At 51.0% G+C, this 15,329-nt stretch carries 16 protein-coding genes; 5 read left to right on the top strand and 11 right to left on the bottom strand.

Annotated features, from left to right (window positions below):
* The 5 genes from purB to pyk all read left to right on the top strand — a co-directional run.
* Positions 1-827 (top strand): adenylosuccinate lyase (gene purB / locus JRI46_09540; GenBank protein MBW2039823.1); only part of this gene is annotated, 827 nt, incomplete at its 5' end.
* A gap of 10 nt (positions 828-837) precedes the next feature.
* On the top strand, positions 838-1,083 hold the full coding sequence (locus tag JRI46_09545) for a LapA family protein (protein ID MBW2039824.1): 246 nt from the start codon (positions 838-840) through the stop codon (positions 1,081-1,083).
* 6 nt (positions 1,084-1,089) lie between these two features.
* Positions 1,090-1,335: a hypothetical protein gene (locus tag JRI46_09550; protein ID MBW2039825.1), complete on the top strand. Its 246-nt coding sequence runs from the start codon at positions 1,090-1,092 to the stop codon at positions 1,333-1,335.
* A 115-nt stretch (positions 1,336-1,450) separates the two neighbouring features.
* Positions 1,451-1,888 (top strand): PaaI family thioesterase, encoded by a 438-nt coding sequence (locus JRI46_09555; protein ID MBW2039826.1) that lies wholly within the window; start codon positions 1,451-1,453, stop codon positions 1,886-1,888.
* A 2-nt stretch (positions 1,889-1,890) separates the two neighbouring features.
* Positions 1,891-3,321, top strand: a complete 1,431-nt coding sequence (gene pyk / locus JRI46_09560; protein MBW2039827.1) for a pyruvate kinase — start codon at positions 1,891-1,893, stop codon at positions 3,319-3,321.
* Positions 3,322-3,510: 189 nt separating this feature from the next.
* Here pyk and JRI46_09565 read toward each other — a convergent pair whose 3' ends face one another.
* The 11 genes from JRI46_09565 to JRI46_09615 all read right to left on the bottom strand — a co-directional run.
* A complete protein-coding gene (locus tag JRI46_09565; protein ID MBW2039828.1) occupies positions 3,511-5,112 on the bottom strand; it encodes a sodium:solute symporter family protein in 1,602 nt (533 codons plus the stop codon).
* Positions 5,113-5,154: 42 nt separating this feature from the next.
* Positions 5,155-5,337 (bottom strand): hypothetical protein, encoded by a 183-nt coding sequence (locus JRI46_09570; GenBank protein MBW2039829.1) that lies wholly within the window; start codon positions 5,335-5,337, stop codon positions 5,155-5,157.
* A gap of 278 nt (positions 5,338-5,615) precedes the next feature.
* Positions 5,616-5,834 carry a nucleotidyltransferase domain-containing protein gene (locus JRI46_09575; GenBank protein MBW2039830.1) on the bottom strand — a complete coding sequence of 73 codons (219 nt, stop codon included), beginning with the start codon at positions 5,832-5,834 and terminating at the stop codon, positions 5,616-5,618.
* 187 nt (positions 5,835-6,021) lie between these two features.
* Positions 6,022-6,750, bottom strand: coding sequence for an SEC-C domain-containing protein (locus JRI46_09580; protein ID MBW2039831.1), 729 nt, complete (start codon positions 6,748-6,750; stop codon positions 6,022-6,024).
* Between the two features lie 636 nt (positions 6,751-7,386).
* Entirely contained in the window at positions 7,387-10,935 is a 3,549-nt protein-coding gene (gene smc / locus JRI46_09585; protein MBW2039832.1) for a chromosome segregation protein SMC, read from the bottom strand.
* Complete coding sequence (gene gltX, locus JRI46_09590; GenBank protein MBW2039833.1) at positions 10,932-12,356, bottom strand: glutamate--tRNA ligase; 1,425 nt, start codon at positions 12,354-12,356, stop codon at positions 10,932-10,934. The genes smc and gltX overlap by 4 nt, the downstream gene beginning before the upstream one ends.
* A 10-nt stretch (positions 12,357-12,366) precedes the next feature.
* On the bottom strand, positions 12,367-12,930 hold the full coding sequence (locus JRI46_09595) for a YIP1 family protein (protein ID MBW2039834.1): 564 nt from the start codon (positions 12,928-12,930) through the stop codon (positions 12,367-12,369).
* Positions 12,931-13,089: 159 nt separating this feature from the next.
* Positions 13,090-13,242, bottom strand: coding sequence for a hypothetical protein (locus tag JRI46_09600; protein MBW2039835.1), 153 nt, complete (start codon positions 13,240-13,242; stop codon positions 13,090-13,092).
* A gap of 40 nt (positions 13,243-13,282) precedes the next feature.
* Positions 13,283-13,867 (bottom strand): DJ-1/PfpI family protein, encoded by a 585-nt coding sequence (locus JRI46_09605; protein ID MBW2039836.1) that lies wholly within the window; start codon positions 13,865-13,867, stop codon positions 13,283-13,285.
* A 421-nt stretch (positions 13,868-14,288) separates the two neighbouring features.
* On the bottom strand, positions 14,289-14,951 hold the full coding sequence (locus tag JRI46_09610; protein MBW2039837.1) for a hypothetical protein: 663 nt from the start codon (positions 14,949-14,951) through the stop codon (positions 14,289-14,291).
* Positions 14,952-14,972: 21 nt separating this feature from the next.
* Positions 14,973-15,329: HAD hydrolase-like protein (locus JRI46_09615; protein MBW2039838.1), on the bottom strand; the 357-nt coding region annotated here is incomplete at its 5' end.

Raw genomic sequence — 15,329 nt, forward strand, 5'->3', positions numbered from 1 at the left:
AGGAGATGCGTAGGCACATGGGGCGGATGGAAAGATCTAAGGAGAACATAAGCTTTGGGAAGATCTCGGGCGCCGTGGGTACTTTCGCCAACGCCCCCCCCTCTGTGGAACAATATGCGTGTGAGAGGTTGGGGCTGAAACCCGCCCCTGTCTCCTCCCAGATCATCCAGCGGGACAGGCATGCCGAGTTTTTCACTACCTTGGCACTGCTCGCCTCTTCCATAGAGAAGTTTGCCCTAGAGATCCGCCACCTGCAACGCACCGAGGTCTTGGAGGCCGAAGAACCCTTTGCCGAGGGGCAAAAGGGCTCCTCAGCCATGCCACACAAGAGAAACCCCATCGGGGCGGAAAACCTCTCAGGGTTGGCCAGAGTGGTGAGGGCCAACTCCTTGGCCGCCATGGAGAACATCCCCCTCTGGCACGAAAGGGACATCAGCCACTCGTCGGTGGAGAGGGTGATCGCCCCGGACAGTACTATCCTGGTAGATTATATGTTGGCTCGGTTCACCCATATCTTAAAAGGGCTCCAGGTATACCCCGAGCGGATGACGGAAAATTTAGAGCTGACCAGAGGACTCATCTTCTCTCAACAGCTCCTGCTGGCCCTTATCAGAAAAGGAGTCTCACGGGGGGATGCCTACCAATGGGTACAGAGAAATGCCATGCAGGCGTGGAAGAAAGGGAAGGACTTTCAACGCTTGGTTACAGAGGATAAAGATGTCGTAAATATCCTGAGCAAAAAAGAGATAAATGGCATTTTCGACTTGAACATTCACCTCAAGTATGTTAATGAAATATTTGAAAGGGTGTTTTATTCTAATTCTTAAAGGAGGAGTCATGTCCGCACGCATTATCACCCTCATCATCCTTATCATCATTATCCTCATCTATGTCTTATACAACACACAACCGGTAGAGGTGAAGTTCCTCTTTTGGGAGGCCCAGATCTCCAAGGCCCTGATCACCTTGGGGTCATTCCTGGCTGGGATCATCCTGGGATTGGTCGTGGCCAAGATCGACCAGTTCAACAAAGCAAGGAGAGAAAAGGCGCTACAAAAACAGCTAGAGCAAGAAGGGAGGTGAGAGGGTATGACTGCCTTAGCATTGATTATCGCCATCATCGCCTTGATTATCGCCATCTTCGCCTATCAAAAGGTGGGGGGGGTAGCTGACCTGAAGAAGCAGACCGAGGTCCTCAGCAATATAGGAGAGGCCATCGTCAAGGCTACCAATTCCCTGCGGGAAAAGACGGCCGACGTCCTGGACAAGATGGAGGCGGCCTTGAGGGCCAAGGAGACAAAGGCTGGCAAGAAAAAAGAAGAGAAAGAGGGATAAGGGAAAGATATCTCTAAGGGGTGAAGGACAAGCTAGACCGGAGATTGAGAGGGCCTATTCGCAAAAGGAGGGAATAGGCCTTTTTATGTCCTTTTTGGGGCCAGAGGGATGAAGGATGAAAGAGGTCTTGGAAAAGATCGCCCACAGGGTAAAAGAGGAACCCTTCGCTCAGCTCCTCGGTATGGAGTTGAAGGATATCGGTGTGGGGCGCTCCATCGTGGAGATGACCTTTCGCCCAGAGATGCAGAACATCCACGGAATGGCCCATGGGGGGGCAATATTCGCCCTCATTGATGAGGCCTTTGAAACGGCCTCCAATTCCCACGGGACAGTGGCTATCGCCTTGAATATGAATATCACCTATATAACTCCCCCCACCTTGGGGTCTACTCTGCGGGCCGAGGCCCAAGAGATAAGCCTAACTCGCCGCACCGCCTCCTATCTCATCAACGTGACTGATGCGGATGGACAACTGGTAGCCACCTGCCAGGCCTTGGTATACAGAAAGAGTGAAAAACTCCCCTTTATGGAGGAGGAAAAAGGGGATCGATAGAGATGGGGGGGCAAATCAGGGGGATAAAGAGGACGAAAATAGTCTGCACTATCGGGCCTGCCAGCAGTGACCCCGGTGTCATGGAGGAGATGATCAGAGAGGGGATGGATGTGGCCAGGCTCAACTTCTCCCATGGAAATCGTCAGGGGCATGGGGAAAAGATAAAACAGTTAAAGAGATTGAGCAAAAAGTTGGGGAGGCCTGTGGCCATCCTCCAAGATCTCGGAGGTGGAAAGGTGAGGGTGGGGGAGATCAAAGGGGGAGTGATATATCTGGAGAGTGGGGCAACCCTCACCTTAACCAGCAAGCGGACAAAGGGGACTGCGAATAAGATATCTGTAAATTACCCTGGGCTGGCAGAGGATGTAAGGAAAGGGGATACCATCTTGTTGGCAGATGGTACCCTGGAGCTCAAGGTGATGGCAGTTGAGCCCCCAGAGGTCAGATGCCTGGTGATTGTGGGAGGAGAGCTAAGCTCCCATAAAGGGGTCAATATGCCCAGTGGGGAATTAAGGGCGCGGGTCTTGACTGACAAGGACAAGGAAGACCTTCTGTTCGGTGTGGAAGAGGAGGTAGACCTCATTGCCCTCTCTTATGTCAGGAACCGAGAGGATATCCTGGAGGCCAAGGAGGTCTTGAGATCTAAGGGGGCCGATATCCCCATCATCGCCAAGATCGAGAGACATGCGGCCCTAAAACATATTGAGGAGATCATGGAGACGGCTGACGGGATCATGGTGGCCAGGGGTGATTTGGGGGTGGAGATACCCCTGGAGGAAGTCCCTTTGATACAGAAGGAACTGATCAAGAGGGCCAATAGTGCCGGAAAACCCGTGATCACAGCTACCCAGATGTTGAGGTCGATGGTGGGAAACCCCCGTCCTACCAGGGCAGAGGCTTCAGATGTGGCCAACGCCATCTTCGATGGCACTGATGCCGTCATGTTATCGGAGGAGACCGCTACGGGGAGATATCCCGTAGAGGCGGTGAAGTTCATGGTCCTGATGGCCCAGGCAGCAGAGAGGACCTTCCCCCATAAGGTCTTTCTTCTCCCTAAACCATACCAGAGTGGGGAGATCGCCGACTCCATGAGCCATGCCGCCTGCCTCCTGGCAGAGGACCTAGGGGTAGCCGCAATTATTACACCGACCAGGACCGGAAGGACGGCCAGGTTGGTCTCCCGTTATCGACCCCGCTACCCCGTACTCGCCTTTAGTCCCGAAGCATCCACGGTGAGGAGGCTTATCTTATCCTGGGGTGTGTTTCCCATTCTCGTACCCGAGTTCAACAACGCAGAGGAGATCGTGGGCAAGGGGATAACCGCTGCCCTCCAAAGGGGTTGGGTAGAGAAAGGCCAGCGGGTGGTGGTCACTGCTGGGACCCCGGTAGACCTTCCAGGGACCACCAATCTGATCAAGGTGGAGGAACTCTGAAGTTCAGGGGATGGATTTTCCTATCCTCATCGTCCTTATGAAATTTGTCGTCACTATCTTCACCAAGCGTGCCCCCAAGAGAAAGGATTCTAGGGGTTTAGGATTCCAGTGAAAACACTTGAATCCTTGAACCCTGCATTTATTCCCCCTGAATCCCCTCAATTTCACCAACTAAATGGGAGAGGATCCTTATTTGATGTACTTGAAACAGATATTGATATGATCCTCGGGCATCTTTTTGGTGACATGGCTCACTACGATACAAAGGATAAAGGAGATGGGGAGGGCAACTATGTTGGGGTCCACAAATTGCAGCTTCCACATCCCGGACATGGACGGGTAGTTGGCTACCAGGTTGACCTTACCGAAGAGGGCCGTACAGACCCCGAGGGTCTTGGACCCCTTGTAGTGGATGGAGACCAGCCAGAAAAAGCTGATACAGAACCCCCCCACCATGCTGGTAAGGGCCCCTGCTTTAGTGGCCCCTTTCCAATAGAGCCCCAAGAAGTACGTGGGTAAGAAGGAGGCCCCGCACAACCCGAAGAAGAAGGCGGTGGCGATGGCGATGATACTGGGCGGCAACAGAAGCCCCCAGAGGATGGTGGCTATGATGGTCAGCGTCACCCCAATCTTGGTGCTGAAGACCTCTCCTGCCCTCCTCAACCCAAGGGCCTTGCCATAGAAGTCCCTGCCCAAAGAGGTACCACCTACATGGTATTGAGAGCCCAGGGTGGACATGGAGGCCACCAATATCCCCAACAGGAACAGGGTGCCAAACCACGTGGGCATCACTTTGTCGATATAAATGGGGATGATCTTGTCGATGTTCCCCCTGGCCATGGCCACGGAGATCTTTCCAAACTTCTGTGCGAAGACGGCATTGGTCAAGGAGCCGACAATGAAGGCGGTTCCGGTCATGGCCAGAATGAAGATACCCCCCACCAGCATGGCCCTGTTTAGCCCCCGGTTCGATCTTACCGTCATAAGCCTCATTGCCAGCTGGGGATGGGCCAGTACCCCAATCCCCACCCCGTAGATAATGGTGGAGTAGACAATCCACCAGAGGGGGGTGTCAAACTTCATCCCGGCGGTCCACCCCATGTGCCCTCCTTTGACCAATTTCTCAGGGACCATATGGGTGATGTCCGTGAGGGCCTGATGGGCAGGGATGATCCCTCCGAGGAGGCTATAGGTCCAGATACAAAGGATCATCATCATGATAAACATAATAGTCCCCTGGAAGGCATCAATATACAACACCGCCTTGAGTCCCCCAAAGATGACGCATAAGACCAGAATCAGGGAGAAGGTCAGAAGCCCCATGGCATAAGGGATATGGAGATAGACCTCAATGAAACGGGAGATTCCGATGAGGATCGCCGCCGCATAAACAGGGATGAAGAGAAAGATCACCATTGCGGCAAAGCCCTGAACAAACCTGGATTGATATCTCTTCCCCAACACCTCAGGAAAGGTGTGCGCATTGAGGGCCACCCCCATGCGTCTGGTCCTCCTGCCGAAGAAGACAAAGGCGATGAAGATCCCCACAAAGACATTCAGGAAGGTCAACCAGAGGAGGGGGAAACCGAACAGCGCCGCTGCCCCCCCAAAACCGATGATGGCCGAAGTACTGATAAAGGTCACCCCATAAGAGGTGGCCATCACATATGGGTGTGTCTCTCGACCAGCGATCATATAATCGCTGGTCGTCTGCGCCTTCTTCCACCCCTTGTAACCGAGATAGGCCACGATGACGATGTACGTTACCGCAATCATTATACTGAGAACCATTTTCCCTTCCTTACCCGTTGCATTGAACTTCAGTCGAGATCTTTACAGTAATTTGTCCTCCATGGCCTTTCCCCCTCTCTCCCATTCCATCCGCGCCTTGAACTCCTTACCGGTGGGCTCCTCATCTTTGTTCCACATGATCAAACCATAGATAATACAGAATAGAGCAGCAAAGACGCAACCAATATAGGCACACGCCATCTCAATGCTAGCAAACCCTAACATCACCTCATCTCCTCGAAAACCGTTGTTTAACCCCCTCAATTATCTTTCTTCTACCCTATTTGATTGTAAAAATCAAAAGGGGAAAGAATCCTCAACCGCCTTTATTCAATTTGTCACATGTCAAGGGCAGACCCCTCATCTTTTTCCCCTCATCTTTTTTCTTGTCATACGATACCTTTCCTTTTGTCAAAATTTTTGATGAAGAAATCACCCATAGACATGCGTTCTGCAATTTCACTTGGTGTTTTAACGACAAAATCCATTGGTACAGGTCTACCCTAGAATAACCGACTTACCCGGATTCTCCGTTTTGCTGGTCTTTCACTACTCTCCATAATGATGAGTAGATCTAAATCGCTGTCTTTCCCAGGTCTTCCATAGGCATGTGGCCCAAAAAGAAAAATCTTCTCTGGTTTCAAAGTCTGAACAATTTTATCAGTGATCTCTTTTAAAAATGCCTCTGTTACGGGTAGAGGTGTATACTCATACTTTGCCATCAACATTATCCTTTAAGGCAGATATCGGACATGGTGTTAATTGTTATCCCCATCCAAGTTTTTCATTAAAAAAGAGGCTTTCACCAGTTGGTGAAAATCGTCTCCTTTTTCCAATATGGGAGTGGATATGGCACAATCTTTCATCCAGTATTTGAACCCATGTTCCACCACCCTTGGTCATTGGCATTTAGTGGATTGCCTTGTCCTTGGGCATTCTTTTCAGTTGATTAACGAGGGCATTCCAGTACACCTGGTAGAGGCGAAGAAAACTGCCCATTTCTGTTTTCTCCAAAAAGTCTAATTTGCTCATAACGGGCTGAAGATACCAAGAAGGACCTTTGGCTAGGAATTCTTCATTTGGTGCCTTGAGAGTCCTCAGAATGCTCTCCTTAATCTCCGGGAATAGGTCTGTTCGGTCGTATTTGGCCAGTAGTCGCCTTATGCCTACCTCTGCTTCTCTCTCATCTGAGATGGCTTCCCGATATCTGAACAGCTCTTCATCCCTTTTATCGGCTTCCTCCGCCTGTTTTCTCATCTCTTCCGCTATGGGAAGATGACACTTCTTAAATTTCTTGCCGGATCCGCATGGACAGGGTTCGTTGCGGCCGATACGGTGAGCATTTTCAAGCAGATAGGATGTAAACTCGGCTTCTAGGGTCTGACGTTCTTCTTCTTTCCAACGTTCTTGCCGTCCTTGAATAGACTCTTCATGATAAAATGATTCAATGTCAATGAAATGGCTAGGAATCTTAGGTCTTTTTAGGAATTCTTCAATATCATCTGGGGTAACCGTCTCCAGATCGATCTCTCCACGATCAAATAGGTTGTCAAAGACAGGTCTTAGATCGGTCCTTCCGATTAAAGCCAAATCAGCAACAAGGTTCCCCCTGTTCTCAGGATCCAAGTTGGGGTCCATAATCATTTCAACAAAGGCATCTTCTATCCGCTTCCTTGTTTCAGGAAATTTCTCGTATAGATTCCAGATGGATGACGATATTGTCAACATGCAAAAGTTATTCTTAGGGGTCTTCAGGGTATTAATAAGCTTTGGGAGGGTACTCGGACCGATAAGCGAAAAACACTCTGGCAGTGCTTCCCAAATCCAGTCTATGTCATACTGATCAGCCAGAGATAATGCTCCAAGTAGGGCATCAATTCCACCTTGATCTTTTAGTATGCCTATTAAATGGACAGCATGGACTACTCCCCAGAATGCCTTACCTCTTTTTCTATAGTTTTTGGGATCTGTAATAATACTCCTCAATATAGGAAGAATACCCTTTCTCCTCTTTCTGGCCTCTGCCAGAAATACCTCTCCTAAGCGATCCTCTTCTGTGAAAATAAGATTTACAAATTCCTCATCCGAAAGATTTTCCATGGAGATCCCTTCTTATTCAAAGGTATATACTTTTCTAATGTCATATTAATGTCTTATCTCCTGTACTTCAATCTTCTGGCAAGGTAGCATAATCTTGTGAAAATTTCCAGATGCACATGCCGTTCCTCGACTAAGTTTTTATAAGTGGGAAGGAAGTGATCAGTCCGAAAAGTTCTAATTCAGCCTGACCGAGACGACCTTGGACACTCCTGGGGTCTCCATGGTGACCCCATAGAGGGCATCAGCTATCTTCATGGTACCCTTGTTGTGGGTGATAAGGATAAACTGGGATTGTTCGCTCATCTCCCTTAAAATAGTGGCAAAACGATCTATATTGGCATCGTCCAACGGACTATCTATCTCATCCAAGAGACAAAAGGGGGTGGGTCGCAGCAAAAAGAGAGCAAAGATAAAGGCGGTGGCCGCCAGGGCCTTCTCTCCACCAGAGAGGAGATCCACGCTTTTGAGCCTCTTGCCTGCCGGCTGCATGAAGATGTCAACCCCTGGCTCTGGAGATGATTCATCGAGGACAAGTTCACCCCGCCCACCGTCGAACAGTCTGGGAATAAGTCCTTGAAATTCTTTGCTCGCCCTGGCAAAGGTCTCTCTGAAACGCTTGGTCGAGGTGCGGTTTATCTCGGCGATGGTCCTGCCTAAAGTGGCCAAGGATTTTTGCAGATCCTCTTTCTGGGCCTCGAGAAATTCATGCCTCTTTTTCAAATCCTCATATTCCTCCACTGCCCCCGGGTTGACCTCGCCCAACCTCTCCACCTTAATCCTTAGTTCGGCAAGCCTCTTCTCAGCTTCCTCCCTCTCTACGGTGGGATAATCTCCTTTCTTCATCAAAGAGGCCAAGGAGAGGCCATAACGCTCCTGTATCCTCTCAGCCAGGTGCCTCATCTCCATCTCTATTTGGGAAAGCCTGACCCCCTGTTGGGCAATGGACTCCTGGATCTCCTTCAATTCCGCCCGCAAACCCTTCAGAGAGGCCTCCCGTGCAGAGATCTCCCCCCTGAGCCCTTTGACCTTTTCCCCCTCCCCCTCCAGGGACTTAGTCTTATGGTCCCTCGCGGCGATCAATCGTCCCAGAGACTCTCTTACTACCTTTTCCGCCTCGATGGCAGCCTGGATGCGTGCCTGTACTTCCTTTAGCTGCCCCTCCTTCCTCCTTTGCTGAGCGGAAAGGGAGACCCCCGCCTTTTCCAACTCTTCCATGCTGCGCAAAAGGCTTTTCTCTCTCTCCTGGAGGGAGGCCAGCTGAACTCGCAGCCCGGTCACCCCTTCCCTCAATTTATCTCTCTCCCCCCAAATCCCGAGCAACATCCCCCTCAACTTTTCGATATACCCCTCCTTCTCCTCCTTTGTCTTTCTGCAATCTTCTATTTGGGCGAGGGCAGTTTTGATCTCCTCATGCAGTTGCGCCGTCTCCATGTCGATCTGGCCCAGCTCGAATCTCAACACCTCCCCCTTTCTCTTGATAGCCAGAAGGTCCCGCTTGACATCCTCCACCTCCCCTTTTACCCTAACCTCCTCCCTCTCCAGCTCATATCCTTCCTCCCTCAGGGTCTCTAAGCTTCCCTTGGCCACCACGGCCTTCTCCCTCAGTTCATCTAACCCCTGGTTCAAACCCTGGTACTCCATCTCCTTGTGGGTGACGGCCTTCTCTGTCTCCTTGATCTCCCTCTTCCTGGTGAGAATACCCGAGAGGGAGGTATCCCAGCTCCCTCCCGTAAGTATCCCGGTCCTGTCCAATAGCTCTCCCTCCAAGGTTACAAAGACCCCACACCCTGGCCTTTCCGCCTCCATAATCCCTGCCAGATCCCTGAACAGCCATACTCCGTCTAAAAGGGCCTCCAGCAGGGGTCTATACCCTCCTTTTACCTTCACAAATTCCAACAAAGGGCCGAGGAATTGGGGATTCCCTTTCTCCTGGATGGGGGAATGGTGCGAGCGGGGTGGTATGACATCCAGAGGGAGAAAACTCCCCCTCCCCAATCCCCCTTTCTTGAGATATTGTATGGCCCGCAGGGCCTCCTTCTTCCCTTTGACTAGGATAGATTGAAGCTTGTGTCCCAAGGCGGCCTCCAGGGCTGCCTCATATGGGGGTTCTACCTCCACCAAGTCTGTCAATATCCCTATAACCCCCTCTTTAAAGGGCGCCTCTTCAGATGCCATAATGGCCCTCACACCTTCTGTATACCCTTCAAACCTCCTCTGCATATCTGCGAGAGAACTCTGATGAAGGCGCAGTCTATGGAGTTCGCCTTCCACCTCCTTAAACTCCGCCTCCTTTTGAGAGAGGCCCTCCTGCAGGCACTTTAGCTCCTCCTCCGCCCTGCGGACATCAAGCTCTAGGGCCTCCTTGCGTCTGGCCAGCCCCTTTGCTGCCTCCTCCTCCCTTCTAACCTTCTCCTCCATCCCCTTTTCCTCTTTTAGGAGATCCTTCAACTCACGCTCCAACCTTGCTCTCCTCTCTAAGAGGCCCTTCTCTCTCCTGCGGCTATCCTCAACAAGGTTATGGAGGCGGGTGAGCTGTGCGGAGTCTTGTAAGACCTCATTCCTCAAGTCCTCTAGGGCCCTTCCGCGCTCCGTACATCTGCCTTCTAGGTCTCCCAGCTCCCCCTCTTCCGTCTCCAAGAGCTCCTTTGTCTCCTTCACCTTCTGCCCGGCTTCATCCAGCTCTTTCTGGAATACCCCCTTCCTCTCCCTCAATCTCCCTTGTTCCTGTCCCAACCCCTCTATTTCCTCCCCATATTGGTCCTCCAAGGAATGTAACCCCTCAAGCTCCCTGTCCAAGGACTTAGACCGCTCCTCCTGCCTCTGGATCTGTCCCTCGATGCGGTAGATCTTCCCCTGCACTTGGGATAAGGCCTCCTCCCCCTCCAGGAGCCTGCGTTTGAACTCCTCTAGCTCTCCCTCTGTGTGGCCCAGCTGCGCAAGCCTACCTTCCTCCTCATCTCTTCTGCCCTGGAGATATCCTCTGACCCTCCTGAGTTCTTCTTCCTTCTCGCCAAATTCCACCAAGGCCAGACCTATCTCTAGATCCTTGATCTCCCTCTGATACTCCCTATATCTGCGCGCTTGGGCCGCTTGCCGCCGCAGCGCATTCATCTGCCTGCGCACCTCGGCGATGACATCCTGAACCCGCAGGAGGTTCTGTTGTGTCCTATCCATTTTGAGGAGTGTCTCACGCTTCCTCTCTTTATATCTGGTTACCCCGGCCGCCTCCTCGATCAGGTGCCTCCTATCCTGTGGACGGGCGTTGAGCAGCATTTCCACCTGACCCTGCTCGATGGTGGAATAGGCGTTTACCCCCACGCCCGTCCCAAGGAAGAGGTCCCTGATGTCTTTGAGCCGACAGGGGACCTTATTGATTAAATATTCGCTCTCCCCCGAACGGAAGAGGCGCCTGGTCACCATGATCTCGCTGTATTCCCCATATCCCTCCAAGGGGGGTCCCCCTTCGTTGGCGAAGATCAGGGATACCTCGGCCATGCCCAGGGGCTTCAGGGTCTCGGTGCCGTTAAAGATAACGTCCTCCATGGAGCGACCCCGCAGATGGGTAGGGCGCATCTCCCCCATGGCCCACAGCGCGGCATCGACAATATTGCTCTTGCCGCAGCCGTTGGGACCTACGATGGCAGTGATGCGGGAGGGGAAGGTGAAGACCGTCCGCTCCTTGAAGGACTTGAACCCCAGGATCTCTATCCTCTTCAATCTCATGGGACCGCCCCCCCCTCACCCCTCGATCCTATATATGCCAGGGCCCTCTCCAGCCTTTTGATAACCTGCTCCTTTCCCAAGACCTCCATTACCTCAAAGAGCCCCGGACTTACCATCCCGCCAGTGAGGGCTACCCTCACCCCCTGGGCTGCCTGGGGCAATTTCAGCCCCTTCTGCGCAGCCAGATGGCGGAAGAGCTTCTCCAAGTCGGCCTCGACAAATCCCTCTCTGGCCCGAAGTTCCTCGAGAAGGGAGACCAAAAAGGGAACCAGCTCAGGTCGAAGAAATTTACGGGACCCCTTCTCATCGTAGGTAAAATCCTCTTTAAAGTAGAACTCAGCCGTTTCAGCCATCTCCATCAGGGTCTTGGCCCGAGGCTGCAAGGTCCGGACCACCTTGATGAGCCTTTTGTCCAACCCCGCCTCCATCCCCCTCTGACGCAAAAAGGGGATGAGCATCTGGGCAATCTCCTTCGGATCCCTCTCCTTGATGTAGTGGGCATTGAGCCAGAGGAGCTTGTCGGGGTTGAAGACCCCGGCCGATTTCCCCACATTCTCCAAGGAGAACTTCTCGATCAGTTCCCCCCGGGAAAAGATCTCCTGATCTCCGCAAGACCACCCGAGCCTGGCCAGATAGTTGACCAGTGCGTGGGGCAAGTATCCCATCTGTTGGTAGGCGGTGACTGAGACGGCCCCATGCCTCTTGCTGAGCCTAGTGCGGTCCTGGCCCAGGATCAAAGGGAGGTGGGCGAACGTGGGGACAGGGTAGCTCAGGGCCTCGTATAGGAGGATCTGGCGGGGGGTGTTGTTGAGGTGATCGTCGCCGCGGATCACATGGGTAATCCCCATGAGGGCATCGTCCACCACGACCACGAAGTTGTAGGTAGGTGTGCCATCGCTGCGCAGGATGATGAGGTCGTCCAACTCCTCATTTTCGAAGGCCACCCTCCCCTTGATCAGGTCATCCACGATGGTCACCCCTGCCTGGGGGGATTTGAACCTGATGGCATGGGGGAGTCCCGCTGGCTGGTCCTTGCGCTCGCGGCAACGGCCATCGTATTTGGGCTTGCGCCCCTCGGCAAGGGCCCTTTGACGCCTCTCCTCAAGTTCCTCAAGGGTACAGTAGCAGCGATAGGCCTTCCCTTCCTGCAGGAGCCTCTCCACGTGTTCTCGGTACAGGTGCATCCGCTGGCTCTGAAAATAGGGTTCTCCATCCCAGTCCAGCCCCAGCCACTTTAGGCCGTCCAAGATGGCGGCGAGGTACTCTGGGCTGGAACGGGCCACATCGGTGTCTTCAATCCGCAGGATGAACTTGCCCCCGTAATGGCGGGCGAAGAGCCAGTTAAAAAGGGCCGTCCTCGCCCCCCCGATGTGCAGATAGCCAGTAGGGCTGGGGGCAAATCTCGTCCTGACCGACACCACCTCTCCTGCGCTAGCGCATGGTGAAAAAGAATCCGCCCACCAAAAGGGACAAGATGAGATAGATTGCTAGTGCTATCAAAATGGTAATAACCGCCTGGCCGCTGGTGATCCTGTGGACCTTTTCTAGTCCCACCACCTGGAGGTAAAAACCATAAAGGGCGGCCAGGATCCCCAAGATGGGTATCCAGGCCAGGAGCTCCACTGCCAGGAGGTCCACTGCCCCGGCATAGGCCACCACCCGATAAGTCCCCTCAAACTCACCCTTTCCAACGAAGAGCTTCTGGGCGATGAAGTGCAGGACTCCTGCCCCGATAAAGGAGAAGATCAAACCGATAATGAGGAGCTTGAAGAAAATAAGGGGGCTCCCCCCGGTGATGATGGCGGCAATTATACCGGAGACCCCCAGGCAGACCGCCAAGAAGGTTACTGGGCGAGAGAACCCTCCGGTTGTGGGCATATGCTGGTAAAAATCGTTCGGTTTGGTGAGCACCGTCTTGGCCACTCCGATAAAGCTATTGATGAAGTTCTTGGTGTCAAACTCATAGCTGGCCTCAACCCCTCTTTTCTCTTCCATGGCATAACCTCCCCCTTGAAATTAACCCCTCTCGATCCTATTACGGATATTTATTCATTTTATCATAAATCAAGGGATTAAAAAATTTGTCTATTTAGGGTAGTGATATAACTACATTTTGTAGTTTTTTAAGTTAATTACTACAATATATGGTATTTGTCAAGAAATTTTCTCTCCTTTGCGGCAGCGGGTGTGATAGGCATCACCGGATGATCTTAATTCCCTTGCCCACCTCGTTCTTATCGATCCTTCAGATGGAGAGGGGGAACCGGGGTTGATCAAGGTGAGGGGGCCTTCAGGGCCATCTCCCATCCCTGCAGCCCCCCCTAGGTGTCGCTGACGATACCCAACCTCATCGCCGCATAAGCCGCAGGATCTCTTTTCCGAAGGCCTCAGCCGCCTTAGGGCCGTTGGCGGTGACGATCAGGCCATTCACCTCCACCATCTTACCTGTATATTTGGCCCCCTTCTTCCTCAATCTGCCCTCCTCGGAGGCCCATACTGTGGCCCTCTTGCCTTGCAGCACGCCGGCGTTGGCCAGAATCACAGGGGCGATGCAGATGGCCCCCAGGACTTTACCCTGGGATATGGCCTCCTGAGCGAGGTGATGGGCCGCGGCGTCGTGCCAATACTCTTGGGCCCCGATCCCGCCCACAAAGATCACCGCCTCGTAGTCGGACACCTTCACATCTTTGAACAGGATCTGGGGCTTGGCCCTAGCCCCGAGCATTCCCTTCGCCTCCCCTAAAGAGGAAGAGGCAATGGTCACCTGATACCCAGCCTCCTCCAAGAGGGCTTTGGGCCTGGCGAGCTCTTCATCGCGGAAGCCGTTGTGGGCGATGACCATCAGGACCCTCTTCCCCTGGGCCAGAATGCCTCCTGTCAGGATGGCAAAAAGAATGAAAATCAGGAATATGAATAGCCACCTCTTCCTCATGGCAAACCTCCTTTTGTATAAAATGTTGACAGGGTCGCTCTCAATGGGTGTTATGTGACGTTTTGGCAATATCATCGTTCACTCTCACCAATACAAGTCCTTACCAGTAACTCAAGTTCTTTATTTTGGTAATCAAACTCAGCCACAACCCTTTTCAGGTTACCGGGTAACTTCCTGTATCCCCACAAGCACCGCTTTTTTGTCTCTTCTGCACCATTTCGGATAAAGTAATAGGGGAGATTTACATGGAAAAATGAGATGCTATCGGCATCTGTCAAAATGTCAACACGTCTCGTGCCTCCGATTTCATGATGGCACACCAGAAAAAAGATATCATCGGCTAATTTTTTACTTATGTTGCACCCCGTCATTATTTCTTTTAATATCTTAGCGATATTTAAAGCTTTCTAATTTCAATTCCTTACAGGCTAATTTTTTCTGAGTTCTCCCAAATAGCCTCATATTTCTTAATCCATCTTTGAAATATATCGGGCCAATTTTTTGGAACAAATCTATGTTCACCAACATAGCCTCGTACATGCTCAGTGCTTGGGTACTCGTTTACATGAAGCATACCAGTATCCTTTTTAGGATCAGCAATTAGGAGTGCTTCCATCGGTTCTTGCTTATAAACTCTTAATTCCAACGAATCTTTCTTCTTACTTAAACGAATGATATCTTTACAAAATGCAATTGATGTCGCATATTCCTTTCTTAGGCGTCCAGACTTTTCACCACCAATTCCTTCTTCTTTCTTTTCTCTTTGCTTGAATGCTTCTGATTCCATTTCAAGTAATAAAACTCGCACTTTCCCTTTACGAGCAGTAAAATGGATTAGATTCTCAAATGACTCATGAAAGACTCCCAATGCATTAATACCAAGGATCCAGATTTCCTCTTTGGCACTGTCTATAAGATCCTTCTCCTTTTGAATTAAAATTCTCGGGTCTATCATTTGTCCTTTGCCAATTAGATTTTGTAACTCCTTTTCTCTTTTTCTGGCTTCCAAATTTGTTTTAATATATGCGGAAATTCCCATTAAGCCAAATCCTATACCAGCAGCCATTGCTATCAAATCCCACATAATTTCAACTCCTCCTTATAACTATTTATCCTTCATAGCTTTTTCAAATGATTCAAAGTAATTTTCAGATTTATCAAAGAGCTTTATGAGTTCAGTCAAGTCGCTAACACTTAATATTCCCTTTCTCTGAAATTCTATTTTTTTGAAAATTCTGGAAACCCCAATGATATTTATTTTTTTATCTTTTGCAAAGTCAGAATCTTTCAAAGAATCTCCAACAAAGAGCACCTCATCAGGTTTCAATCGATAATGTTGAAGGACGAAATCAATCTGCTCACTTTTTCCAAAATCTGATTTTTTACCAAAGAGACCATCTACTAAATCATCAATTTTGTTTAACTGGGCGTATTTTGTAATAATCTCTTGTTTTGTACTACT

The sequence above is a fragment of the Deltaproteobacteria bacterium genome (genome assembly GCA_019308925.1).
Classification (GTDB): domain Bacteria; phylum Desulfobacterota; class B13-G15; order B13-G15; family RBG-16-54-18; genus JAFDHG01.

Excerpts from the sequence above, each read along its gene's own strand:
- JRI46_09595 (MBW2039834.1), bottom strand. The coding sequence starts at position 12,930 with ATGGAAGAGAAAAGAGGGGTTGAGGCCAGCTATGAGTTTGACACCAAG.
- smc (MBW2039832.1), bottom strand. The coding sequence starts at position 10,935 with ATGAGATTGAAGAGGATAGAGATCCTGGGGTTCAAGTCCTTCAAGGAG.
- pyk (MBW2039827.1), top strand. The coding sequence starts at position 1,891 with ATGGGGGGGCAAATCAGGGGGATAAAGAGGACGAAAATAGTCTGCACT.
- JRI46_09610 (MBW2039837.1), bottom strand. The coding sequence starts at position 14,951 with ATGTGGGATTTGATAGCAATGGCTGCTGGTATAGGATTTGGCTTAATG.
- JRI46_09550 (MBW2039825.1), top strand. The coding sequence starts at position 1,090 with ATGACTGCCTTAGCATTGATTATCGCCATCATCGCCTTGATTATCGCC.
- JRI46_09600 (MBW2039835.1), bottom strand. The coding sequence starts at position 13,242 with ATGGGAGATGGCCCTGAAGGCCCCCTCACCTTGATCAACCCCGGTTCC.
- JRI46_09575 (MBW2039830.1), bottom strand. The coding sequence starts at position 5,834 with ATGGCAAAGTATGAGTATACACCTCTACCCGTAACAGAGGCATTTTTA.
- JRI46_09555 (MBW2039826.1), top strand. The coding sequence starts at position 1,451 with ATGAAAGAGGTCTTGGAAAAGATCGCCCACAGGGTAAAAGAGGAACCC.
- JRI46_09580 (MBW2039831.1), bottom strand. The coding sequence starts at position 6,750 with ATGGACCCCAACTTGGATCCTGAGAACAGGGGGAACCTTGTTGCTGAT.
- JRI46_09570 (MBW2039829.1), bottom strand. The coding sequence starts at position 5,337 with ATGTTAGGGTTTGCTAGCATTGAGATGGCGTGTGCCTATATTGGTTGC.
- JRI46_09605 (MBW2039836.1), bottom strand. The coding sequence starts at position 13,867 with ATGAGGAAGAGGTGGCTATTCATATTCCTGATTTTCATTCTTTTTGCC.
- JRI46_09545 (MBW2039824.1), top strand. The coding sequence starts at position 838 with ATGTCCGCACGCATTATCACCCTCATCATCCTTATCATCATTATCCTC.
- JRI46_09565 (MBW2039828.1), bottom strand. The coding sequence starts at position 5,112 with ATGGTTCTCAGTATAATGATTGCGGTAACGTACATCGTCATCGTGGCC.